The organism is Corynebacterium sp. p3-SID1761 (assembly GCF_055862885.1).
Window position 1 is genome coordinate 1 of the sequence record NZ_JBSQBJ010000016.1, and the last position, 24,321, is coordinate 24,321.

Here is a 24,321-nt window from a genome sequence, read left to right on the forward strand (position 1 = left end):
CTCACGGTTACCGGGGCTTTTTCATTACACTCTTCATTTCTCAACGGCCTGATTGTAGATACAAAAAGTCCAGTGCACGCATCTTGTGCGTCCACTGGACTTCTTTGGCGTTATAAGGCTTTTGCCTTAGGCGCGTCAGGTCTAGGCCTCGACTGCCTCGTTCTCGACGATGTTCACCACGCGACGACGACGCTTGGTAGCGAACTGTACGGCGCCGGCCTTCAGAGCGAACAGAGTGTCGTCGCCACCGCGACCGACGTTCTCACCCGGGTGGAAAGAGGTACCACGCTGACGGATCAGGATCTCGCCGGCCTTGACCTGCTGGCCGCCGAAGCGCTTTACACCGAGACGCTTGGACTCGGAGTCACGGCCGTTGTTGGAGCTAGATGCACCCTTCTTGTGTGCCATTTGTCTCTCCCTCCTTAAGGAAGATTAGTGAAGTGTCTCGGTAGTTTACTTGATACCGGTGACCTTCAGAACCGTGAGGGTCTGACGGTGGCCGAAACGGCGCTTGTAACCGGTCTTGTTGCGGTAGTGCATACCACGGATCTTCGGTCCGCGGACGTGCTCTACGATCTCAGCGTTGACGTTGACAGATGCCAGCTTGTCACCGGTGGTGACGTTTGCGCCATCGACGACGAGAACCGGGGTGAGAGCCACGGACGAACCCGGCTCACCCTCGATCTTCTCGACCTTGACGAGGTCACCTTCGGCAACCTTGTACTGCTTTCCGCCGGTCTTGACGATCGCGTACATGTAGGGCTACCCCTTTAATTTCTCTTATCGGCTCAGGCAGCCTCCTTCTTAAGCCGAAGGCCATCGTGCACGCGATGGATCCCTTCACCCTTAAAGGAAGCATCCTGACTGTTACTTTTGCTTAGCTGCGTCCGTTCCCCCGAAAATCGGAGCACACCATGCGAACGCACCAAGCTGGATAGCGAGTACATTCGCATAGTCCCCGACGACGCGCGCGTTAAAGCTGGTCACCGGCGGAACGAACAGCGACTGGTTAAGACTACCCGGTCAGAGGGGTAAAAACCAAATCCCTTTGCTTTCGCTCGAAACTAATTCTTCTTCCGCACCACTCGACGGCGGCGCCCCCGCGAACGGGTGTTCTTCGAGGCACTTTCGGTGCTTTCTTTCTCGACGCCGAAGTCCTCCGGCCGTGGAGCAACATCAGACTTAGAGTTGCCACGTGTCCGACGCTTACGGCGTGGAGATTCGTCGAACTCGCGCTTGGCTTCCTCATAGTTGGAAGGCCGGCTAGCGGATTTGTCGGCGTCATCCACAGAAGAACGAGCAGCGCGATCAGCACGAGCTACGTGGGCGTTCTGGGCAGTTGCCTGGCGCGAGCGCACTACACGACGACGGCGGCGACGACTCGACGCAGATGCACGGTCGCTAGTCCCACTGTCCTTTGCTGAACTTTCACTGGCCGAGCTATCAGGCGCAGCATTGTGCGCAGAGTTAGGCGCGGTGTTAGGCGCAGCATTGTCGGCAGCCGAAGGCTCGTCTGGATCCGCCTGGGCAGAACGCTTCCGAGCACCAGCCACAATGCTCTCAATATCGCCGGTGCTTCCAGTACGACCAGCGCTTCGAGGCTGGCCACGGCGAACTACGCGGCGGCGTACTCGCCGGCGAGCGCTCTGCGAGACGGTCTCGCGCTGGTCCTGTGGCTCCTGCGACTCTTGAGCTTCTTGCGGAACCTGCTGCTCGTGCTGTTCCTGCTGCTGGCGCTGTTTGCGATCCTGTCGATCTTGCTTTTGCTGCTTTCTCGCGTTGTCTTGTTGCTTGCCCTGCTGCTTGTTTTGCTGCTTGTCCTGGTGTTTGTCTTGGTGCTTACCTTGGTTCTTGGCCTGTTGGCGCTCCTTGCGGTGCCCGTGATCCCGGCGCGGCTCCGGGTCCTTCTGCTCTACAGGATCCGGGTGCATGATGAACCCGCGACCGTCACAGGCCTCACAGGGGGTAGAGAACGTCTCCAGCAGGCCGGTACCGAGACGCTTACGGGTCAGCTGCACCAGCCCCAGCGACGTCACCTCCCCCAACTTGTGACGAGTACGGTCGCGTCCCAGGAACTCAGACAAGCGACGCAGCACCAGATCCTGGTTTTGCTGCAGGAGCATGTCGATGAAGTCCACCACGATCATGCCGCCGATGTCGCGCAGGCGCAGTTGGCGCACAATTTCCTCAGCCGCCTCCAAGTTGTTCTCGGTGACGGTGGCCTCCAGATTTCCGCCCGAACCGACGAACGATCCCGTGTTGACGTCAATGACCGTCATCGCCTCGGTGTGGTCGATTACCAGATAGCCGCCCGACGGCAGCCACACCTTGCGGGCCATTGCCTTTTCCAGCTGCTGATCCAGGTCCAGCGGTGCGAAGGCGTCCTGACCGTCATGCTGCCCACGGTTCCACTTGTGAACTCGCTCCATCAGCTCCGGGGAAGTTCGTCCCAGATAGTCGCGCACGGCCTTCCAAGACTTGTCGCCGTCGATGACGAGCTCGGAGAAGTCTGCATTGAAGACATCGCGTACCACTTGGATAAGCATGTTCGGCTCTTCATAGAGCGTCACAGGCTTCGCGCCCTTGGACTCGCGCTCCTTATTCTCCAGGTTGCGGATTTCCTCCCAGCGCTTCTGCAAACGCTGAACGTCCTCAGTGATCTGCTCTTCGGTCGCATTTTCCGCAGCAGTGCGGATGATCGCGCCGCCATCACCGGCGATAACCTCACCCAAAATGTCCTTGAGGCGCTTGCGCTCGCCAACAGGCAGCTTGCGCGAAATTCCCGCAGTGGTACCCGCTGGGAAGAACACCAGGTAGCGGCCCGCAAAACTAATGCGGTTGGTCAGACGTGCACCCTTATGCCCGATCGGGTCCTTCAGCACCTGGACCAGAATCTGGTCTCCCGGACGCAGAGCTTGGTCGATCTTGCGGTTCTTAGAATGCAGGTGCGGCGAGCGCCAATCCATCTCGCCCGCATACAGCACGGCATTGCGCCCTGTACCAATATCCACGAAGGCAGCTTCCATGCTGCCCAGGACGTTTTGCACACGACCGAGGTACACATTGCCGATCAGCGACTGGTGTGTAGCATCTGCCACGAAGTGTTCAACCAGCTGGCCGTCTTCTACCACGCCGACCTGCGTCATCATGCCCTTGTGGTCGGTGCGCTGCGCATCGCGGACGATCATCGTGCGCTCGACCGACTCGCGTCGTGCCAGGAATTCCGCCCGGGTGATGGCCTTGTAGTTCTTGTCACGGTTCTTCGCGCGCCAGCGTCGCTGCGACTCAAGACGCGTGGAGCCCTTGAGCTTCACCGGCTCGTCCACCATGTCTTCGGTGGAGCGCTCGGCGGGGTGCAGATCCTCAGGTGCAGTGACCTTTGCTACCTCTTCGGCCTTGTTTTGCTTCTTGCCGTCTCGCTTCGCATCGTTCTTGTTTTTCGACGCCCGCATCTCCGCTTGGCGCACGCTTCCCACGCGACGAACGACGCGCCGGACTCGACGGCGACGAGTCGGCTGCTCGGTATTCTCTGCGGACACTGGCGCTTTATTGTCTCCTTCGGACACAGGCGCCTTATTGTCTCCTGCGGACACTGGCGCCTTAGCGTCTCCTACGGACACCTCAGGCTCTACCTGCTCAGGCTCCGCAGTCTTCGCCGGCTCCTCCGCCTTTCTCTGCGTCGACTTCTTCACTACGCGCTTGGCAGTGCGCTTGGCAGTGCGCTTTGCTGTGCGCTTCGCGGGGCGCTTGGACGACTTCTTTCCTGCGTCTTCATCGCGGTTTTCCGACTTATCTTCAGCTGCTGCACTAGCCGCAACTACTGCCGCTTCTTCCGGCGCGGTATCCGCCACAGCATCCGGGCTTTCCTGCTGAACGGGGTTAGGCTTCTCAACTGCCTTTTCAGCTGGCTTATTTACAGACTTCTTCGTGGTCCTCTTAGCGGTCTTCTTCGTGCTCTTCTTTGCAGGCTTCTGCTCAGCGACCTCTTCCGCCTGCTTTTCGGTCGACTTTTTGGCGGCCTTCTTCGCAACCGACTTTTTTGCAGTCTTCTTGGCGGTTTTCTTGGCTGCGTCCTTGGTAGCTTTTTTGGCCGTGGTCTTCTTGGCAGGTTCCTTCGGCTCTTCGGAGGCTTCAGAAACCTCCGTTTCCGCAACCTTCTCATCCGGCTGAGAGGACTGTCCGCTGGAGCTAAGGGCGTCCAGAACAGAAAAGACCTGCGCCTTCGTCAACGTTGAAGCGGTCTTTTTCCCCTCAATACCGTGGTCCGCAAGTACAGCCAGGAAGTCCGTCGCCCGGATCCCCAACTGCTTAGCAACGGTGTGGACGCGAACCTTCTCCCCCACACTTTCTCGATCAATTTTCGCAGCCTGCGCTGCAATTTCCGGGCTAGTAGTCGCCACGAAATCTCCTTATAAAGTCTTCAAAGTTTGCCTGATCGTTGTGCCGCATCGTCGTTGTGGGCATTCGATCCATCCCCATTGTCTCACATCCACCCGCTCATGCAGTGAACAAGCACGAGCGAAGCAAAGCCGGACTGTTACGCTTTACGCTATGGCCACCCCCGCACAGCCTTCCGTACCTTTCGACAGCACAGTGCTCTTAGACGTTGCCAGCAGCACTCGCCCAAGCAAGGGTGCGCAATTGGCCGTGGCAGTCGCATTCGGCATCATGATGTTTATTCTGTGCTCGCCCATTTCCGGCCCGCTACCAGCGCTGGGTATCGCGGTGTCTGCTATCGTCGCCGGAATTCTTTGGTGGCGCTATCTGCGACGCAACGGCCTCCGCGGCAACGACTATTCCCCTCTGAAGACCGACGCCGAAGCCGCCCGCACCCCGTTCAGCTGGAAGGAGGAAGGCCGCCTCGTTCTACTCCTTGCCCTCTTTTTCGGTGCAGCGCAGTTCGCACCACTTTTTTCCGACCGCAGCGGGCTGGCCTATGCCGGAGTTGTCGCGCTCCTCACCGTGGGGTTGACGTACTGGATCATTACTTTTGACGCCTGGCGCCCGGCCCGCTACACCATCCCAGAGAAGCTAGACCAGGGAATTCGGATCGAAAAGCCCGCCGAATGGTTGCAGGCGTTCCTGTACTGCCGCCGCTGTGTGCCCGGTGGGCTGCAGATCCTCAGCGATACGCTGAAAGGCGAACTCGCGCACTACGGTTGGACTGCTAACGACGTAGACGCTGCACTAAACAAGCTAGTTAAGCAGGGCAACGCAGTAAAGATCCGCGAACTTCGCTCGACCGATGGGACGCAAAATTGGCTAACGCTGACCGAGGAAGGTTCGCAGAAGTTTCAAAAGCGCTACCGGGCCGGCTAAGGCAATCTCCCCTGTGGCCTCTGACCCTTATGAACAAAAGAAACCGCGGATGCGATTGCGTCCGCGGTTTCTTTGCAAGCTGCTGTTTACAGGTTCGGGAACCAGATGCCAATCTCGCGCTCTGCGGACTCCGGGGAGTCAGAGCCGTGAACAACGTTCTCCGCAACAGAGAGTGCGAAGTCGCCGCGGATGGTGCCAGGGGTGGCCTTGGATACTGGATCGGTGCCGCCAGCCAGCTGACGCCAAGCTTCGATGGCGCGCTCGCCCTCTACGATGCCTGCTACCAGCGGAGCAGAGGTGATGAAGTCCACCAGCTCGCCGAAGAAAGGCTTATCGGAGTGCTCGGCGTAGTGCTTCTCCGCAGTCTCACGATCAGCGGTACGCAGGTCCAGCTCCACAAGCTTCAGACCCTTCTTTTCGATGCGAGAGATAATTTCGCCCACGTGGCCGTTCTTAACACCATCGGGCTTGATCAGAATCAGAGTGCGTTCAGTCATGTCAGCAATTCTACACATGGCCACCCCGTGTGCAGTGCGACACCTGCAGCGTTATACGCGACTGCGCACCTGATCCATCAGCGCGTACGCACGGTCACCCGGGCACGCCGTTGCGGTAGATACGTCACCCCAGTCACGATGGCCCGTAATGGTTCGGCGTGTCAGATTCAGGCGGGCGGCATTGTTTACATAACGCACGCTGCCACGTGGATCCAGACGCAAGCCACGGCACAGGTGCCCCAGAACCCGCACGAGAGAATTGATAGCGGCGGGGGTCGGAGTTTGCGTCATAAAGTTACCGAGCAAACACACACCAATGTTTCCATCATTCGCGTTGTACACGTGACCTGCGGTGACCGACATTGGCGTACCGCCCAAGCTACCCGGTTGGAATACAGCCTGGCCATCCATACCGGTGGAACGCCCTTGGAACACGGTGCCATCGGGGGCGATCAGCAGGTGATAACCGATATCGCCCCAGCCACGACCGCCGTTAGCGCTGGAGGCGTGGAAACCATAGATACTGCGGACATTCGCAGCGTAATCACCGTTGGCCGGGGTGGCCATTGCGGTGTGGTGCACGGTAATCAACTGCGCGCGAGTGAAGCGGGGCGTCCACCCCATCAGCGCTTCATTCGCACCCCACTCGCGGCGAGAAACCACACGCAGGCCATCAATGACATTCGCTCCACCACCGGCAGGCGCACCCGGAGCGGGCAATCCCGGAACTGCCAACCCGCTGGAGGCAAGAATGCCAGCGATGGTTCCCGCAAGAGCTAGCGAACCCGCTACACCCGCAGCGCCAGTTTCCAAGCTGCTCTGCAGCTCCGCCGGATTAGAAGGCAGATTTATCGGCGCGGCATAAGGCGCAATTCCAGCGCCAAAGATCTGCTCCTCCTGCCCCTTGGGGGCTTCCACAATGTGTAGGTGCAAGCGCGTTGCGGGGTCGTTTGCTTCACCGGGCAGCCACACGGCGGTAGCACCCTCCGGCAGTTCGACGGGATCGGACTTCAGCGCAGAATCATCTTCGCGGTCGTGCGCCTCAGCATGTACAGGGCGATCCTCGGTGCGCCCGCCGGCGAACTCGAAGCGCAGGGTTGCCTGCGCCCCCTCAGGCGCAGCGGGTGGAAAGGTAATCGTGAGGTACCCGGTACCGCCGGGAAGCTGGCCTTTTTGGTTGACGCCGATTCCCGTCCCCGTGAAAGCTTCTGGCTCACTTGAGGTCGGTACTTCGGCGGGGTGGGTGTTATCGGCGGAGGAAAAGACCCCCATGTTGTTGCGGTTAGCGAAGAGGAAAGTGCCACCAACTGCGGCACCTAGGGCGGTGGAAGAGCGGAAGAATGCACGGCGCGTCAACGTCATGCCCGCATAATAAACCACATTCGGGGGTAGTGGACACCTTACCCCCTTCTAAGGGTATTCCCAGGTGAGTGTTGCGGATGTTAAAGCTGTTGCAAATGTGGCGTCATGAAGATCAGTCCGCGGGGGTAGCCGGACGCCGCACATTTCCTTCTTCGTCGAGGTGCTGCGAAGGCAGCAAACCACGCTGCATACGCCGCATCAGGTTCGAACGTAGGTGGTAGATGTACCACCAGCACAGGGCAAAGATCACGCCCATGGCGCCCATCGCCGGGTGCACGATAAAGCCCGCAACAGCTAACACCTGCAACCCAAAATTCAACCAGTCCGCCCACTTAAGCTTCTGCAGGAAAGCCGCGACGATCATGGCCACTCCCAAGCCGATCACGTAGACCATATTGAACGTCGTGGCCGAGGCACCAGCATCTACACGGGTAATTACGGTAAGCACCAGCAGGATCACGATGGCTTCCATGATGTGAGTGCCGGCCATGACTCCTCGCAGCCCCTTCAGCGGATCGTTGGCCGGCGCCTGGCCGGGACCAAGTGGGCCGTACTCACCCTGCTCATCAGCCTTATTGCGCTTGTGAGAGTTCTGTGCCACGGTTTCTGCAGCTCCTTGCTCGCTCTTCTTTTGACGCACTCATAATTGTCTTAAGCCGTCAGCCCTATTAGACCCAATTAGACCCAGCAAGACCTAATCGGAGCTAGGCCGCGCCGCGTCGAACGCCTTAGGCTGGCTCTTTGCCGAATAGCGTGCGCGCCTCGCCAGCGGTCACCACCGAGCCAGTGATCAGTACGCCTGCACCAGACAGCACGCCATCTTCGTCATCCTCGGCCAGTTGCGTAGCCAGCTCCACGGCACCCGGCAGGTTGGTAGCTACGTGCACACGCTCCTCGCCGAATGCGTCACGCGCATACTCCGCCAACACATCCACAGGCAACGCGCGCGGAGAGTTCACCTCGGTCACCACAACCTCGTCCATCACAGGTTCGAGTGCAGCGAGGATGCCCCGGGCGTCCTTGTCCCCTAGCACACCCACCACGCCGATCAGTTTGCGAAATTCAAAGTCGCGGTCGATCGCCGCCGCCAGCGCTTTCGCGCCGTGGGGGTTGTGCGAGGCGTCAATAAATACACTCGGGGTGGAACGCACCCGCTCAAGACGGCCGGGCGAGGCGACGGAAGCGAAACCTTTTCGCACCGTATCCACGTCTAGCTGACGCTTCGCACCGGCGCCGAAGAAAGCCTCCACTGCCGCCAGCGCTACGGCAGCATTGCGCGCCTGATGTTCACCAGACAGTGGCAGGAAAATGTCCTCGTACTCGCCAGCCAATCCGCGAATCGTCAGACTCTGACCGCCTACGGCAATGCGGCTGGATACCACACCGAATTCGCTGCCAGCGCGGGCTACTGCAGAATCCTTCGCTACGGCTTCTTCCAAAACCACGCGCATCGCTTCGGGCTCCTGCTCCGCAACAATGGTCACGTTATCCGGCGGGGTCAGCAGGTCATCAGCATCCCACCGGGTCTTAATGATGCCGGCCTTCTCACCTGCAATCTGCTCCAGGGTGTCACCCAGGTAATCCGTGTGATCCAGGCCGATGGGCGTAATCACTGCGACATCGGAGTTCACCACGTTGGTCGCATCCCAGCGTCCACCCATGCCGGTTTCGATAATGGCCACGTCCACCGGAGCATCGGCGAAGGCCGCATAGGCCATGGCCACGAGCACCTCGAACTTGCTCATCTGCGGACCGCCCTCGGCTTGGCTTTTCGCATCCACCATCTCCACCATCGGCTGGATGTCACGCCACGTGTCCACGTAGTCGCGCGGGTGCATCGGTCGGCCGTCAATGGCGATGCGCTCAGTCACGATCTGCAGATGCGGGCTGGTGGTGCGCCCGGTTCGGCGGTGGAACGCCCGCATCAGAGACTCGATCATCCGCACCACGGAGGTCTTGCCATTCGTCCCGGCCACATGGATCGCAGGGAACGTCCGCTCGGGGTGGCCAAGCAGATCCATCAGCAACTCCACGCGCTCCAGCGTCGGATCGATCTTCGTCTCGGGCCAACGCTGGTTCAGCTCCGCATCGACCTCTGCCAAAGCCGCAAGGTCGTCGGGGGTGATGGTCCTTTCTGGGGTTGACGCCTCCTCAGCCTCATCGGCGCCCAGATGGTCGAGGGGCAGGGCCAGGCCGGCCTCGTCGAGGGTCACCTCATCTGGGTAGTTTTCCCCAGTTGTCTCTTCGGTCATGCCTGTGGCAGGCCTTCCAGTCGGGTGGTAATGCGATCGAACTCTTCCTGCGCCACACGCTGGCGCTCGCGGATGCCTTCGACGACCTTCTCCGGCGCCTTGGAAAGGAAGTTCTCATTACCCAGCTTCTTCGCTGCGTTGTCGAGTTCCTTCTGTGCAGCCGCCAGATCCTTCTCCAGGCGCTTGCGCTCGGCAGCCACGTCGACGGTGCCGGAGGTATCCAGCTGTACCGCAATGGTCGCCTGAGACAGGCGCACCTCAATGGAGGCAGTCTCCGCGAATCCCTCAGCAGGGGTCTCCAGGCGCACCAGGGAACGCACGGCTTCTTCAAAGTCGACCAAGTCGGCAGCGGCGAAGTCCAGCGCAGCAGGTACCTTCTGGGAGGGCTTCACGCCCTGATCGCTGCGGAAACGACGCAGCTCCGTGACCAGCTTGTCGACGTCTGCCATGCGGCGTACTGCATCGGCATCCGTCTCTACGCCCCCATTCGTCAGATCAACGCCTGGCCACTCGGCGGTGACCAGGGAATCGGAGTAGCCCTCTTCCCCATCGGTCAGCGCCTTCCACAGCGTTTCGGTCACGAAAGGCATGGCGGGGTGCAGCAGACGCAGTACCGCATCCAGTACTCGTCCCAGCACGATCTGAGTATTAATGCCGCGCTGCACTTGTTCTTGCGTAGCGCTATCCCAATCGCGCGGGATCTGCACCTTTGCGATTTCTAGGTACCAGTCACAGAACTCGCCCCAAGCAAAACGGTAAAGGTTCTCGTTGGCCAGGGAGAACTCGTAGCGATCCAGTGCATCGTCGACCAGCTGGCGTACTTCCTCCAGGCGGTCCAAAATCCAGCGGTCGGCATCCGTTAGGGTCTCGCGGGCGGGCAGCTCGCCGACGTGCGCGCCGTTCATCAACGCGAACTTCGTGGCGTTGTACAACTTGGTGGCAAAGTTACGGGAAGACTGTGCCGCGTCCTCGCCTACCGGCAGATCAGAGCCCGGGTTAGCACCACGAGCCAGGGTAAAGCGCAGCGCATCCGCACCGTAATCGCGCACCCAATCCATCGGGTCAATGCCGTTACCCAAGGACTTGGACATCTTACGGCCATGCTCGTCTCGCACCAGGCCGTGCAGGAAAATATCCTTAAACGGAATCTGCGGGCGTCCCTCGTTGCCCGTGCCCAGCACCTCAGTAGTGTGCTTGGAAGCGAAGGTGGCGAACATCATCATGCGCGCAACCCAGAAGAACAGAATATCGTAGCCCGTCACCAGCACGCTGGTGGGATAGAACTTCTCCAGCTCCGGGGTCTTATCCGGCCAACCCATCGTGGAGAACGGCCACAGGGCGGAGCTGAACCACGTGTCCAGCACGTCCTCATCCTGACGCCATCCCTCGCCCGTCGGAGCTTCGTCATCCGGACCACAGCACACGATCTCGCCGTTCGGCCCGTACCAGATCGGGATGCGGTGGCCCCACCACAGCTGGCGAGAAATACACCAGTCGTGCATGTCATCCACCCAGTCGAACCAGCGTGGTTCCTGGGAGGCTGGGTGAATTACCGAATCGCCAGACCGGATTGCATCGCCGGACATCTTTGCCAGCTCGTCCACCTTGACGAACCACTGCTCGGACAGGCGCGGTTCCACAGCTTCCTTGGATCGCTCGGAGTGCCCCACACTGTGCACATAGGGGAACTTACGTGCCACGATGCGCCCCTGCTCTTCAAGTGCCAGGCGAATCTTCTCTCGCGCTTCATAGCGTTCCATGCCGTCGAACTCGGTGCCCGTGCCCGCGATGTGACCAGTTTCGTCCATAATCACCGGCATCGGCAGGTCGTGGCGCTGCCCCATCGCAAAGTCATTCGGGTCATGTGCCGGGGTGATCTTCACGGCACCGGTACCGAACTCGGGGTCCACGTAATCGTCAGCAACCACGATCATCTGGCGATCCGGCAGGAACGGGTGTGGCAGGCTCTTGCCCACCAGATCCGCATAGCGCTCATCCTCTGGGTGCACAGCTACGGCCACGTCACCCAGCATTGTTTCCACACGCGTCGTCGCAACAATCACGTGTGGTTCGGCATCGTCCAGAGAGCCATAGCGGATGCTAACCAGCTCACCCTCGTCCTCGGAGTACACGACCTCGATGTCAGAGATTGCGGTCTGCAGCACAGGAGACCAGTTCACCATGCGGTTCGCACGGTAGATCAAGCCGGCGTCAAAAAGCTCCTTAAACATGGTCTGCACGGCGCGGGAGAGGCCATCATCCAACGTGAAGCGCTCGCGGGACCAGTCCACGGAATCACCAATGGCACGCATCTGGCGCTGGATCACGCCACCGTACTGTTCCTTCCACTCCCAGACCTTGTCGATAAAGTCCTCGCGGCCGTAGTCGAAGCGATCCTTACCCTCAGATTCCTTGAGGTTAGCCTCCACCTTGGTCTGAGTAGCGATACCTGCATGGTCGGAACCCGGGAGCCAGAGAACTTCAAAGCCCTGCATGCGCTTACGGCGGGCCATCGCATCCATCAGCGTGTGGTCCAGCGCGTGGCCCATGTGCAGCTGACCAGTCACGTTTGGCGGTGGCAGCACAATGCTGAACGGGGGCTTATCGCTGGCAGGGTCAGCCTTGAAGTAGCCGGAATCCACCCACCCCTGGTACAGGTTTTCCTCTACCGCGGCGGGGTTCCATGCCGCAGGTAGCTGTGCCGAGCGGTCAGCACCAATCGTGTTAGAGCCATTTGCCTTAGAACTGGAGTCACTCACGCTAGCCAAGTCTAGTAGACGGCTCGGACACGTCGTACACCCCGCCTACATCTCGAGCGCCGCCCGCAACACTCCCGCCGCTTCATCCAGTGCTCGCCCGGCATTGCGCCATACGCCCGTAGAATTCACGAACGGGTGGATCAGGCCGGGGTGGCGTCGGAAAGAAACCAGCACACCTGCCTTCCGCAGCTTCTCCGCGTAAGCCGCACCTTCGTCACGCAGCGGGTCGAACCCAGCGACGGCAACATAGGCCGGAGCCAGACCGCTCACATCGTCAGCCAGCAGCGGAGAAACATCCGGATCCCTACGCTGTGCCTCGTCGGTCAGATATTGATCGCGATACCACTGCATATGCGCATGAGTAAGGAAGTACCCCTTGGCGAACTCGCGATGACTAGGGGTATCGAGTGTCGAAAGGTCCGTCACCGGCACAAAAAGCAGTTGCGCCCGCGGCTGCTCCGCCCCTTCCCGCTTGCGGCGCAGGCACACCACTGCGGCGAGGTTGCCTCCTGCCGAATCGCCGCCGACGGCCACCCTTTTCTTATTGACGCCCTTAACCTCCCCCACCATCGCCGCCTCAACCACGGCACAGCAGTCGTCGGGCGCGGCGGGGAAAGGATGTTCCGGAGCCAGACGATAGTCAACGGAGAGCACAGCCACGCGGGCTCGTTCACAAAGCCAGCGGCACGTGGAATCGTGGGAATCGAGGGAACCAACGACCCAGCCGCCACCGTGGAAGTACACCAGGGTGGGCAGCTCCACTTCCGGTGAGGCCGCGCCGGTGGGTCGATAGTGGCGGACTCGCACGCCGCGGATATGTTCCTCCACAACCGAGCCGACGGAGGGCACATGCCCGCCACCCAGGTAGGCGGAACTCTCCACGACCTCGCGGGTCTTGTCTACTGGTTGCTTGGAGTAGTCATCGGGGTGGATCAGGTTGAGGGTCAGGATCGACGCACGGACATCGGCATCCAGGCGATCACCCTCGGAGTTGGTGCGAGTGCCCAGCACCCGCAGAATTGGTTCCGGAATCCCCGGCAGCAGCCACCCGGCGCGGGCGGTGAGCTGGCTGAACAGAGACTGTTGGAGGAGCTGGGAGTGGACCGGCGCGGGGCGGTCGGTGTGGTCGGTGGGATCAGGGCGGTAAGTGGGGGCTGTCATGCCTAACATAAAACCACCCGACCAACAGGCCAGGTGGCGATATGCGCAAAAAAGTTTGGTTCGTGAAACTACAGCAGGCCAGCAGCCTCTACCGCAGCCTTTTCTTCCTGCAGCTCCTTCACGTTCGCGTCGATGCGCTCCTGCTGAGCCGGGCTGATCTCCAGACCCTGCACGATTTCCCACTCACCGTTAACGGAACGGCAAGGGAAGGAGAACACGAGGCCTTCTGGAATGCCGTAGGAACCGTCGGAAGGCAGTGCGACAGAAACCCAGTCGCCCTCAGGAGTGCCGTTCACCCAATCGCGCATGTGATCCAGTGCGCCGTTAGCAGCAGAGGCTGCGGAGGAGCGTCCGCGTACCTCGATGATCTCCGCACCGCGCTTGGCTACGCGCGGAATGAACTCTTCATCGACCCAGGACTCGTCCAGCTTGTCAGCAATCTTCTCGCCGTTCAGGGTCAGCTCGGCCACGTCGGGGAACTGGGTGGCGGAGTGGTTACCCCACACGATCATGTTCTTCAGGTCACGTACGGCCACATCTAGCTTCTCCGCTACCTGCGCCAGACCACGGTTGTGATCGAGGCGGGTGAGGGCAGTCACGCGGCGGGGGTCCAGCCCCTTCGCATGAGCGGCAACAATGGCGGCGTTGGTGTTCGCCGGGTTACCAACCACGATCACGCGCACATCATCGGCTGCGTGCTCGGCGATGGCTTTGCCTTGTGGGCCGAAGATCTTGCCGTTAGCAGCCAGAAGATCAGCGCGCTCCTCGCCCTTCTGGCGTGGCTTGGCGCCCACCAGGAACACCGCGTTAGCTCCCTTGAAGCCTTCGTTGATATCCGAAGTGATGGTGACCTCGCCCAATAGCGGGTAGGCGCAATCCGACAGTTCCAGGGCTACCCCACGAGCTGCCTGCACACCGCTCTCGGTCTCCAACAAACGCAGGTTAACCACGCGATCGCCGAATACTTCACCTTTGGCGATACGGAAGAGCAGGGAGTAGCCGATCTGGCCGCCGGCACCCGTAACGGTGACAGTGACAGCGTTCTGGTTATTGGTGGTCACGCGGGGCTCCTTAAGAGTGTTTTTGAAGATGTTCTCTAATCCCTTCCCACTGTAATAACCCACCCGGACAGCTGCAGGACTCGTTCTACTCGGCCCTGTAGAAGCACCGCGAACCACCCCCGCACGTGCCAGTTTTCGGTACACGTCGCTGCATTTTCACCCCCTTCACAGATAAACTATTCAGGTGCAAAACAAGCCCCACCTCCCCGCCTCTGCGGCCTGGTATGGACTCGGCGACAAGCAGTACATCCAGGCCATGAACGCCACCGTAAACATCGCTGTGCGGGTCGGTGCTGCCTTTACTCCCCAGCACTTGGCCGCCATTGCGCAGGCAGCCCGCCTGTCACCAACGTGTGAGTTGCTCAGTTCCCCCGATCGCCTTTTCGAAGAAGCGCTACGCTATGCACATTCTTCCATCTGGCCAGTGCCGCTCAATGGCTACGACAATCCAGAGATGGATCGCTCTCCCGTTCGTGAAATGCGAAACCTGGTCGGCGCGACGTACACCCGGTTTGCCACTCACCCCAATGCGGTGCGCCTCATTGTCGCGGAGAACCTGCTAGGTGATCCGCAGCTCGTACACCGCGTCGGCGTATTGGAGGATTCCCCTGTCGTGCTGCACATCGATCGTGTGCTCATGCGTGGCCACGATATCGGCGCCTTCCGCAGTGGAGTGTCCGCGGAAGATACTTATGTACTGATCACTTCGCTATGTTCTTTCGCCGTCACCCAAGGGGCGACCTTCCACGCTCTCTACGGCATGGATTCCAACACTGCCGATAATGAGGCTGGACTGCAAAGGCTTACCTGTGACGCGGTTATTGCCTTCCTCACCACCACGATGCCAACGACCCAGGGCACGTCCTACACCCACGCGTCCCATTCTTCGGTGCTCGGTTCTTCCGTTGCCGCGTCCCTGTACCGCGATTGGCGGGACGAGGATGGGGAGGGCGATGACGCCCCCTCAGCGTCATCGGACCTCTATCACGACTAGGCGCTCTTCTTATCCCGCTTCGCCACTTCTTCATGGCTCAGCCGCGTCGGCTCTGCCTCGCCTCGTGCGCAAGCGCCGGTGATGATGACCTCACCGGTTTCTTCATCCTCTGGGATGCTGAACATAGTCGGCAGCAACAGAGTCTCCATGATGGAGCGCAAGCCACGGGCTCCGGTTTCGCGGGCTAGAGCCTTCTGTGCGATCTCCTGGAGTGCGTCCTCCTCAAAAGTCAGGCGCACTCCATCCATCTCGAACAGACGCTGGTACTGGCGTACCAGGGAGTTCTTCGGCTCGGTCAGGACGCGAACCAAAGCTTCCTCGTCCAGGTGGCCGACGTGGGTCAGCACCGGCAGACGACCAATCAGTTCAGGGATCAGGCCGAACTTCACCAAGTCCTCCGGCTCCACAAATTGGAACGGATTCGGGTCTTCCTCAGACTTTGCGCTGATCTCCGCACCGAAGCCCAGTCCCTTCCTGCCGCGACGCTCGGCAATGACGTTCTCCAGCCCGGAGAATGCTCCAGCAACGATGAACAGCACGTTCTTGGTATCGAACTGGATGAACTCTTGGTTCGGGTGCTTGCGCCCACCCTGTGGTGGTACAGCGGCAACAGTGCCTTCCAAAATCTTCAGCAGCGCCTGCTGCACTCCCTCGCCCGAAACATCTCGGGTGATGGACGGGTTCTCCGACTTGCGGGAGATCTTGTCTACCTCGTCGACGTAGATGATGCCACGCTGTGCCTTTGCTACATCAAAATCAGCGGCCTGCAAAAGCTTCAGCAGAATGTTTTCTACGTCTTCACCGACATAGCCAGCTTCGGTCAAACTGGTGGCGTCGGCAATGGCGAAAGGCACATCGAGCATGCGGGCGAGCGACTGCGCCAGATAGGTCTTGCCCGAGCCAGTAGGCCCCAGCATGAGAATGTTGGACTTCGCTAGCTCCACCTCGTCGTCAGAGCGACGCGCCGCAGCGTTGGACTCTTCCACCTGGATGCGCTTGTAGTGGTTGTACACAGCCACAGCCAGGGTGCGCTTGGCTTCGTCCTGGCCGATCACATAGTTATCGAGGAACTCTGCGATGGCGGCAGGCTTCGGCAGCTTTGCCGACCCCTCAGTGGGGTCGACTGCAAGCAGTTCCTCTTCGATGATCTCGTTACAAAGCTCGATACATTCATCGCAAATGTATACACCAGGGCCGGCAATCAGCTTGCGAACCTGTTTTTGGCTCTTTCCACAAAAAGAGCACTTCAGGAGCTCTGCGCTTTCAGGCATGTGGGTTATCAGGCTTTCTTGGATAGGGGAACTTGGGGGACAGCTAGGTTAGCACCCTCATAGGCCTTCAACTCTACAGCGCCACGCCAAATTCGCTTCGAACCTTCAAGCCCCGCGAGTCTCCTGCCTCTAGTCTATCTGCGGGTTCATCCGCACTGTCTCGGCAGCCGGAGCCTGCGCAGACTGACGAGTTCCGCGGGTGGGCTCCACGGGCAAGCCGTGTAGCGTTATCGCATCAATTTGCTGCTTATAACGCGGTGGGTGAGAAGACCGGTCGTCGTGCGCCCAAGCAATCATTTGATGCCCCAGAACGTCGTTTGCACGCGGGTTGAACTTATCCTGCCACCAGTATTCGAAAATGGCGGACTCTCTCGTTAGGTGCACAATGCCGTAGCCGTGATCTGCCCACTCCATGAACTGCGCGGATGGATTTAGATTCAGCAGAGCCTGCTCCGCTGCACGAGTAGCTGTTACCACAGTTGCAGACCCAACCGGGAGGGCACCCGCGATCGCGTCATCTGCTCCACCACGCCCCATGGAGCTAGGTGCAAATTCCACACCTGCGGAGTACTTACGGGCATTCGTCCGCGCACTGTTCCCTGTCGCAATACGTACCGCGCCTGCGTTCCGATTGCCCTGCTGTGCACCGGAACGGCGATTGTTACCCGCCGGCCCCGGGTAGTACGGGTTGAATGGAGTGGAGGCCGAAAGAATGTCCGACCCGAGGTTGCCGTGTGCATCTCCGGAGACCATCACGGAGTTCGGTACATCTAGGCGCAACAGCTCCACAATCGCTTTTTTCTCCTCCGGATACTTCGACCACCGACTCAGTCCAAACTTAGCCTTGGTAGCGCCTGTGGAGCCTTCCACAATGTCGGGTGTATCCATCGGCGATAACCACGCCTGATTAGCAATGACCTTCCACAGCACACCACGATTCTCCGCACCTCGGAGAGCTTCTGATAGCCAATCGAATTGAGTCTTCCCCAGCAGCGTTGGCGCGCCAACCTTGATATGACTCAGGTGCGAGTTGTCCAACTCCCGCCCGTATCGGGGCAGTCCCAGCTGCGCATCGATTGCAGAAATAGATAGCAAGTCCCCGTAGTCCAGGCTGCGATAGCAGAGGGTAACGTCCTCTGGCTCTGGGTAGCTTCCGTCGTCCACCAGCAGAAACTCGCCGCTACCGTCGGCTTTCACCGGTCGCGAAGGAGTCCATTCCCAAAATGCCCGACAGGTGTCTTCGAGCGTGATGGTCTCTTCAATAGGGATCTCAGGGACCTCTAGTTCGTTGCCGTAGTTGGGATCTACATCGTGGTTGTCCCACACGATCATCCAGGGATGTTGCTGGTGTGCGGCTACAAACTTGGGATCTGAGCGGTAAAGGGCGTAGCGGCGTCGAACCTCATCGAGATTCTTCCAATCGCGGTTATCGGGGTGTGTGAGATGGCTAAATGGCACGCGCGAGCGCACAGCCTCATTACCATCGACGAAATCGTAGAGGTAGTCGCCAAGGTGTATAACCAAGTCCACGTCGTTGCGATCTGCAAGCAGCTGCAGCCCTGTCCAGTAGGAGGACCAATAACTGGTGCAGCTCATTACGGCCAGGCGAGCCTCAGAGGAACCAAGCTTTGTCGCAGTGCGGGTTCGCCCAATGATCGAGTTCTTACCATCGTGACTGAACTGGTAATAGTAGGTCGTTTCAGCGTCGAGCCCGGTGACGTCGACCTTAATGGTCCAGTCGTGCGCTGCGACTGCTTTTTGGGTTCCCGACGCCACCACGTCCGTCATTTCCGGATTCCTCGAAACGGTCCAGGCGACCTCCGGTTCGGCGCCTGCGGGGTTTGCACCCGGCGCACCATCCGGGTCACGTTCTTCGAGAGTAATGCGAGTCCAGATGATCACTCGATCCTGCAGTGGATCTCCGGAAGACACACCGTGGATAAACGGCCAGGGAGTGCAACCCGGGTAATCGTCGACGGGCACGGTGCCATCAGTTACCACCTGTTTAGGAAGTTTGTTCGTCCCGAGATATTGGTCGTTCCCCTGCAAAGAGCCGGTGTAGCTCAACGGCCCCAATGAACCCGTGGCCGATCCAACCTGAGCGCGAGCAATGGCGCGGGAGTTTGCGGTAATACCTGCAAACCCAGCCGCAGTACCTAGCAGGCCTCCGAGGACAGTTCGACGATTAAACTTCTTTCGATTCTCCACACAGAAAACGCTAGAGTGGCTGGCTTAATAAAGAGTGAACCCTACGTGTATGAATCCAGAACTAGTCCAGAATCCCCACGTAGGGTTGTCTTTTCGTAGCGTGCCTCTGGGCGTCACCACAAAAATTGCGGCGAGTGCTACTTCTGTGCCGAGAGCTTGCGGTAGTCGAAAACCTGATCGACGATGCCGTATTCCTTGGCCTCCTCGGCCGTCAGGATTTTGTCGCGGTCGGTATCAATGCGCACCTGCTCGGCGGACTTGCCCGTGTGACGAGCCAGCGTTTCCTCCATGAGCTTACGCATACGCTCAATTTCCTTAGCCTGGATCTCCAGGTCGGAAACCTGACCCTGTACCCCACCGGTGGCGGGCTGGTGAATCAGCACACGAGCGTTGGGCAGAGCCGCGCGCTTGCCGGGGGTACCGGCTGCCAACAGCACTGCAGCTGCACTGGCAGCCTGGCCAAGGCATACGGTCTGCACGTCCGGACGGACGTACTGCATAGTGTCGTAGATCGCCATCAGGCTGGTGAAAGAACCGCCGGGAGAATTGATGTACATCGTGATATCCCGATCGGGGTCAAGCCCCTCCAGTACCAACAGCTGCGCCATGATGTCGTTAGCGGAAGCATCGTCGACCTGAGTACCCAGGAAGATAATGCGTTCCTCGAACAGCTTGTTATAGGGGTTGGATTCCTTCGCGCCGTAGCTGGAGTGCTCCACGAACGACGGCAGGATGTATCGCATTTCTGGCATCTGCATCTCTGACATGTCTTAGCTCTCCTTCGCAGAGGTGATGACGTGGTCGACGAAACCGTATTCCTTAGCCTGCTCCGCGGTGAACCAGCGGTCACGGTCGGAATCCTTGGTGATCTGTTCCACCGTCTGGCCGGTGAACTCCGCAATCAGCTCCGCCATTTCGCGCTTGGTGTAAGCGAACTGCTCCGCCTGGATGGCGATGTCGGCTGCGGTGCCACCCACGCCTGCGGAAGGCTGGTGCATCATAATGCGAGCGTGCGGCAGAGCATAGCGCTTACCCTTCGTACCTGCGGAGAGCAGGAACTGACCCATCGACGCCGCCAGACCCATCCCGTAGGTAGCGATGTCGCACGGCGCGTACTTCATCGTGTCGTAAATTGCCATGCCCGCGGTGACGGAACCACCCGGGGAGTTGATGTACAGGCTGATGTCGCGCGTCGGATCCTCTGCGGACAGCAGCAGAATCTGGGCGCACAGCTCGTTGGCGATGTCGTCATCAACCTGGCTGCCCAGGAAGATAATGCGCTCGCGCAGCAGGCGCTCGTAAACCGAGTCTCTGTGATTGGGGTTTTCCGAACTCAACTTCGCTCCTTGCAGAAAGTATGACGAAAGTTCACTTTTGTATGCGCCCCAGCCTAGTCACACCCATGGGCAAAACGGGTGTCCTGGCGGGGTTGTTCGCTGTCAGCGCACGGCAGGCCGCGGGTCGCCAACCGCAGAATAAAGAAAACCGCCGGAACCTCAGAGAGATCCGGCGGGAAAGGAAACTATTTAGTCTTCCTTCTTCTCCGCTGCCTTCTTGGTGGTCTTCTTGGCAGTGGACTTCTTGGTGGTCGACTTCTTAGCCGTGCCCTTCTTGGCAGTGGACTTCTTGGTGGTCGACTTCTTAGCCGTGCTCTTCTTGGTGGTCGACTTCTTAGCCGTGCTCTTCTTGGCAGTGGACTTCTTGGTGGTCGACTTCTTGGCAGGAGCCTTCTTCGGCTTCTCTTCAGCCCCCTCAGCCTTCTCGGCATCAGCCTTGTCAGCCTCTACATCACCGAAGTACTCCTTCGGATCCACGTCAGCGCCGTCGGTATCCTTCACGGTGGTCTTGGCAATGTTCAGCGCCAAAGCCTTGCCACGGCGAACATCAGCAAACAAGCTGCCCAGCTGGCCTGCCTGCTGTAGCTGCATAATGAACTGGTTCGGATCCATGCCGTACTGGTTTGCAGTGAAGGCGATGTGATCCATCAGCTCTTCCTGTGAAACCTCTGGCTGCTCAACATCAGCAACGGCATCCAGGAAGAGCTGGGTACGTACGGAATCCTCGGCAGAGCTGCGAGCGTCCTCTTCGAACTTCTCGCGGGTCATATCCTGGGCGGCGAGCATGGACTCGAAGACCTTCTCATCGCCACCGAACTGCTGAATGATCTGCTGAATCTGAGCGTCGACCTGATCCTTAACAACAGCCTCAGGCAACTCGAACTCGGTCTTCTCCAGCGCTGCGGCCAGAACCTTATCGCGGATCTCGCCAGCCTGGGTGTTCTTCAGCTGTTGCTCGACCTGTCCCTTCAGGGACTCCTTGAGCTCTTCCAAAGTGTCGAACTCGCTGGCCAGCTGCGCGAAGTCATCGTCCAGCTCCGGCAGTTCGCGCTCCTTAACGGAACCGACCTTGACGGTAACCTCTGCCTCTTCGTTGGCGTGCTCGCCGGCGACCAACTTGGAGGTGAAGGTGGACTCTTCGCCAGCCTTCATACCAACCAGAGCGTCATCCAGTCCCTCGATCAGGGAATCGTTACCAACCTCGTGGGACAGCCCTTCGGTGGTTGCCTCGTCAACAGCCTCGCCATCGATGGTGGCGGACAAGTCGATAGAGACGAAGTCGCCCTTCTTCACGGCACGATCAGCCGGCTTCAGGGTGCCGAAGCGAGCCTGCAGGTTCTTCAGCTCCGCATCGATGGCCTCGTCATCAGCCTTCAGCGACGCAACCTCAACGGAGATGTCAGAGAAATCCGGCACCTCAATCTCCGGGCGAACATCAACCTCAGCGGTGAAGGTAACGTGCTTGCCATCCTCCAGCTCGGCGATCTCGATCTCCGGCTGGCCGAGAGCCTTCACGTCGTTCTCCTCGACAGCCTGGCTGTAGCGAGAAGGCAGCATCTCGTTGATGACCTGATCCAGGACAACACCACGGCCCAGGCGAGCTTCCAGAATCTTCGCCGGAACCTTGCCCTTGCGGAAGCCAGGCATGTTTACCTGCTGCGCGAGGGTGGCGTAGGCCTTGTCGAACTCTGGCTTAAGCTCCTCGAATGGAACCTCAATCGTGAGCTTGGTGCGGGTGGCGCTCAGCTTTTCTACAGAGCTCTTCACGAATGCACACTCCTGTGTATTGATAGCTTCTTGGGCGCCACGGTCGTCATTCGTCTCGCAGCACCTATACGGTCGGTGCCCAATTTTATAGAACCAATGGCGAGCGCAACACGCGGGGGTCAGTTTTCCGCCCTCCCCAGCCGAACCTCCAACCAAAACCCGAGCCAAAATCTCTACGGAAAACTCAACAGATCAAAAGCTCGCATTTCCCCCAGCCATACAGCTCGCGAGCACCATTCCGCCACTTCACGGCACCGAGCCGGAGGGTGGCGTCACCAACAAAAAGGGTGAAAATAAAAAATGTCGGGATAACAGGATTTGAACCTGCGACCCCTCGCTCCCAAAGCGAGTGCGCTACCAAACTGCGCCATATCCCGATTCTGAACATCCCACGGAGACGGCACCTATAGGCGCACGCACACACGCGAACGTTGCGCCCGTTACTTTACTGTCTACAGACCGAGAAATACAAAACGGCAGCTCCCCCGTCATCGCGACCATGCGCAATGAAAAGAGAACTGCCGAAAATTTGGAGGGAATGACGGGAATCGAACCCGCGTCTTCAGCTTGGAAGGCTGAGGTATTAGCCACTATACGACATTCCCATTGCGAACTCGCCTGCGAAGTTTACAAGAAATCTGCCACGCAGATCTACTCCGCCAGCGGGATTCCGCTTCGTCCAGTGATGTTACACCATACCCCCCACTGCCCTGCAAAATCATTTGAAAATATGGCCTTCAACCTGCATTGTTGCGGGGGTATGCAGGTGTAGAAGAACAACATTTCCAATTGTGGGCAGCATCCTAGCGGAGTAAATTCTAGTTTTATGGAACCAATTATTGTGGACAAGAAAACCGGCACGGAGCTCTGGACCGCATCACAGTGCGCTGAGTTTTCCGGGACCGCACGTGGCACCTTTACCAGCTACGCAGGACGTGGCCGCGCACCGCAGCCAGCGACCAAGTACCACGGACTCACGCTGTGGGATTCCAACATTGTGAAGGAATGGCAAGCAAAACGCGGTGGCGCACCGATCGAATCGGACGCCACCGCGAATAATTAAAAGTCCAGTTTGTTACTAGTTTTCTGGCAGCGCAGGAGCCTCACCCGTGCGCTCGTACTCGGCCAGGATGTCGATGCGGCGCTGATGGCGCTCGGCCTCCGACCACGGCTGGGAAACAAAAGCATCCACAATCGCCAGCGCCTCCTCCTCGGAGTGCATGCGACCGCCCAGCCCGATGAGCTGGGCGTTGTTGTGTTCACGGGCTAGTTTGGCGGTCTCCACGGACCAGGCGAGGGCGCAGCGAGCCCCCGGAACCTTATTAGCGGCGATCTGCTCGCCATTTCCAGAGCCGCCGAGCACAATGCCCAAAGAGCCCTCATCTTCCACCACGGACTTTGCCGCTGCGATGCAAAAGGCCGGGTAGTCATCGTTGGCGTCGTAGGTGTGGGCACCACAGTCCACAACCTCAAAGCCCTTGGAGTTCAAGTGATCCTTAATCACGTTCTTCATCTCAAAACCGGCATGATCTGCACCTAGGTAAATACGCATGGTGCCCAGTTTAGCCGGTCAAGACGTGCGGGCTGCGCCCTAGCACTGCACCTGCACTACACCAGCGTCGCACGAGCGCTACTACAGCACTACTCTGCTACCGGCGATTCGGTGCGGGAACGCTTCAGCTCAAAGAAGTGCGGGTTCGCTGCCAAGGTCACGGATGCGTCGAACAGCTTGCCAGCCTCTTCGCCACGCGGGATGCGGGTGATCACCGGACCGAAGAAGGCCACATTACCCAGCTGCACCACCGGAGTACCTACTTCATCGCCCACCAACTCAATGGCCTTGTCCTGCGACTCGCGCAGCTGTGCCTCGTACGAGCCCTCCTCGTCGGCACTTAGGTGTCCGTACTTCGCCAGGTCTGCGGGCAGCTCCGCTTCCTCCAGAGATTCGGCAATAAGCTCGTCGTAGCCATGCGGATCGGTCGCGTCCGCACGCTGTTCATTGTGGATCTTGGTGCCCATTGCTGTGTACCAGGCAGAGAGCTTCTCCGGGTGGTTCTGCCAGATTGCTGTAGCCACGCGCGCCGGCGCCCAAGCAGCGTCCATCTTCTCGCGGTAGGCCGGATCCAGATCGCGTCCCTCGTTCAGTACGGAAAGGCTCATCGGCTGGAATTTGACCTCCACGTCGCGCACCTCCTGTACCTCAAGCAGCCAGCGGCTAGTCACCCAGGCAAAGGGGCAAATCGCGTCGAAGAACATGGTTACGGTCTGTGTTTGTGTATCAGTCATGTCACCCACTCTAACCATCTAGCGCCATCACGCGCCGGGGTTGTCCG

The 24,321-nt window shown here is 59.2% G+C and carries 20 protein-coding genes and 2 tRNA genes; 3 read left to right on the top strand and 19 right to left on the bottom strand.

Going from position 1 to position 24,321, the window contains the following annotated elements:
- Positions 1 to 141 precede the first annotated feature (141 nt).
- The 3 genes from rpmA to ACWXWJ_RS08075 form a co-directional block, all read right to left on the bottom strand.
- Positions 142 to 408 carry a 50S ribosomal protein L27 gene (rpmA, locus tag ACWXWJ_RS08065; RefSeq protein ID WP_005296479.1) on the bottom strand — a complete coding sequence of 89 codons (267 nt, stop codon included), beginning with the start codon at positions 406 to 408 and terminating at the stop codon, positions 142 to 144.
- A gap of 45 nt (positions 409 to 453) precedes the next feature.
- Positions 454 to 756 carry a 50S ribosomal protein L21 gene (gene rplU, locus ACWXWJ_RS08070; RefSeq protein ID WP_273353719.1) on the bottom strand — a complete coding sequence of 101 codons (303 nt, stop codon included), beginning with the start codon at positions 754 to 756 and terminating at the stop codon, positions 454 to 456.
- Between the two features lie 308 nt (positions 757 to 1,064).
- Positions 1,065 to 4,400 carry an Rne/Rng family ribonuclease gene (locus ACWXWJ_RS08075; protein ID WP_473964082.1) on the bottom strand — a complete coding sequence of 1,112 codons (3,336 nt, stop codon included), beginning with the start codon at positions 4,398 to 4,400 and terminating at the stop codon, positions 1,065 to 1,067.
- Between the two features lie 151 nt (positions 4,401 to 4,551).
- Here ACWXWJ_RS08075 and ACWXWJ_RS08080 point away from each other — a divergent pair, with 151 nt between their 5' ends.
- The gene (locus ACWXWJ_RS08080; RefSeq protein ID WP_473964083.1) at positions 4,552 to 5,319 is read left to right on the top strand and encodes a hypothetical protein; all 768 of its coding nucleotides are present in this window, start codon (positions 4,552 to 4,554) and stop codon (positions 5,317 to 5,319) included.
- A gap of 86 nt (positions 5,320 to 5,405) precedes the next feature.
- Here the strand turns inward: ACWXWJ_RS08080 and ndk are convergent, their stop codons facing one another.
- From ndk to ACWXWJ_RS08115, 7 genes are all read right to left on the bottom strand, one after another.
- A complete protein-coding gene (gene ndk, locus ACWXWJ_RS08085) occupies positions 5,406 to 5,816 on the bottom strand; it encodes a nucleoside-diphosphate kinase (protein WP_293791427.1) in 411 nt (136 codons plus the stop codon).
- Between the two features lie 51 nt (positions 5,817 to 5,867).
- The gene (locus ACWXWJ_RS08090) at positions 5,868 to 7,178 is read right to left on the bottom strand and encodes a peptidoglycan recognition protein family protein (protein ID WP_473964084.1); all 1,311 of its coding nucleotides are present in this window, start codon (positions 7,176 to 7,178) and stop codon (positions 5,868 to 5,870) included.
- 112 nt (positions 7,179 to 7,290) lie between these two features.
- The gene (locus ACWXWJ_RS08095) at positions 7,291 to 7,779 is read right to left on the bottom strand and encodes a DUF4233 domain-containing protein (protein WP_293791431.1); all 489 of its coding nucleotides are present in this window, start codon (positions 7,777 to 7,779) and stop codon (positions 7,291 to 7,293) included.
- Positions 7,780 to 7,906: 127 nt separating this feature from the next.
- Positions 7,907 to 9,430, bottom strand: a complete 1,524-nt coding sequence (folC, locus tag ACWXWJ_RS08100; RefSeq protein ID WP_473964085.1) for a bifunctional tetrahydrofolate synthase/dihydrofolate synthase — start codon at positions 9,428 to 9,430, stop codon at positions 7,907 to 7,909.
- Entirely contained in the window at positions 9,427 to 12,198 is a 2,772-nt protein-coding gene (locus ACWXWJ_RS08105) for a valine--tRNA ligase (protein WP_473964086.1), read from the bottom strand. Before ACWXWJ_RS08105 ends, folC begins: the two co-directional genes overlap by 4 nt.
- A 36-nt stretch (positions 12,199 to 12,234) precedes the next feature.
- Positions 12,235 to 13,350 (bottom strand): alpha/beta hydrolase, encoded by a 1,116-nt coding sequence (locus ACWXWJ_RS08110; protein ID WP_473964087.1) that lies wholly within the window; start codon positions 13,348 to 13,350, stop codon positions 12,235 to 12,237.
- Between the two features lie 68 nt (positions 13,351 to 13,418).
- A complete protein-coding gene (locus tag ACWXWJ_RS08115) occupies positions 13,419 to 14,411 on the bottom strand; it encodes a malate dehydrogenase (protein WP_293791435.1) in 993 nt (330 codons plus the stop codon).
- A gap of 184 nt (positions 14,412 to 14,595) precedes the next feature.
- Here ACWXWJ_RS08115 and ACWXWJ_RS08120 point away from each other — a divergent pair, with 184 nt between their 5' ends.
- Complete coding sequence (locus ACWXWJ_RS08120) at positions 14,596 to 15,405, top strand: hypothetical protein (protein ID WP_473964088.1); 810 nt, start codon at positions 14,596 to 14,598, stop codon at positions 15,403 to 15,405.
- Here ACWXWJ_RS08120 and clpX read toward each other — a convergent pair.
- The 7 genes from clpX to ACWXWJ_RS08155 all read right to left on the bottom strand — a co-directional run bounded on the left by clpX (position 15,402) and on the right by ACWXWJ_RS08155 (position 22,593).
- A complete protein-coding gene (gene clpX, locus ACWXWJ_RS08125; protein ID WP_473964089.1) occupies positions 15,402 to 16,676 on the bottom strand; it encodes an ATP-dependent Clp protease ATP-binding subunit ClpX in 1,275 nt (424 codons plus the stop codon). The two genes, ACWXWJ_RS08120 and clpX, sit on opposite strands and share 4 nt — an antisense overlap.
- Before the next feature lie 129 nt (positions 16,677 to 16,805).
- Positions 16,806 to 18,884: an alkaline phosphatase D family protein gene (locus ACWXWJ_RS08130; RefSeq protein ID WP_473964090.1), complete on the bottom strand. Its 2,079-nt coding sequence runs from the start codon at positions 18,882 to 18,884 to the stop codon at positions 16,806 to 16,808.
- A gap of 137 nt (positions 18,885 to 19,021) precedes the next feature.
- Entirely contained in the window at positions 19,022 to 19,651 is a 630-nt protein-coding gene (locus ACWXWJ_RS08135; RefSeq protein WP_005296507.1) for an ATP-dependent Clp protease proteolytic subunit, read from the bottom strand.
- Between the two features lie 3 nt (positions 19,652 to 19,654).
- On the bottom strand, positions 19,655 to 20,221 hold the full coding sequence (locus ACWXWJ_RS08140) for an ATP-dependent Clp protease proteolytic subunit (RefSeq protein ID WP_293791439.1): 567 nt from the start codon (positions 20,219 to 20,221) through the stop codon (positions 19,655 to 19,657).
- A 189-nt stretch (positions 20,222 to 20,410) separates the two neighbouring features.
- On the bottom strand, positions 20,411 to 21,988 hold the full coding sequence (gene tig, locus ACWXWJ_RS08145; protein ID WP_473964091.1) for a trigger factor: 1,578 nt from the start codon (positions 21,986 to 21,988) through the stop codon (positions 20,411 to 20,413).
- A gap of 303 nt (positions 21,989 to 22,291) precedes the next feature.
- A tRNA-Pro gene (locus ACWXWJ_RS08150) sits at positions 22,292 to 22,365 on the bottom strand.
- Positions 22,366 to 22,518: 153 nt separating this feature from the next.
- Positions 22,519 to 22,593, bottom strand: a tRNA-Gly gene (locus ACWXWJ_RS08155).
- A gap of 221 nt (positions 22,594 to 22,814) precedes the next feature.
- Here ACWXWJ_RS08155 and ACWXWJ_RS08160 point away from each other — a divergent pair.
- Entirely contained in the window at positions 22,815 to 23,051 is a 237-nt protein-coding gene (locus ACWXWJ_RS08160; protein ID WP_448307371.1) for a hypothetical protein, read from the top strand.
- A gap of 15 nt (positions 23,052 to 23,066) precedes the next feature.
- Here the strand turns inward: ACWXWJ_RS08160 and ACWXWJ_RS08165 are convergent, their stop codons facing one another.
- Both ACWXWJ_RS08165 and ACWXWJ_RS08170 read right to left on the bottom strand, forming a co-directional pair.
- Positions 23,067 to 23,540, bottom strand: coding sequence for a ribose-5-phosphate isomerase (locus ACWXWJ_RS08165; RefSeq protein ID WP_293791442.1), 474 nt, complete (start codon positions 23,538 to 23,540; stop codon positions 23,067 to 23,069).
- Positions 23,541 to 23,629: 89 nt separating this feature from the next.
- Entirely contained in the window at positions 23,630 to 24,292 is a 663-nt protein-coding gene (locus tag ACWXWJ_RS08170) for a mycothiol-dependent nitroreductase Rv2466c family protein (RefSeq protein WP_473964092.1), read from the bottom strand.
- Between the last annotated feature and the right edge of the window lie 29 nt (positions 24,293 to 24,321).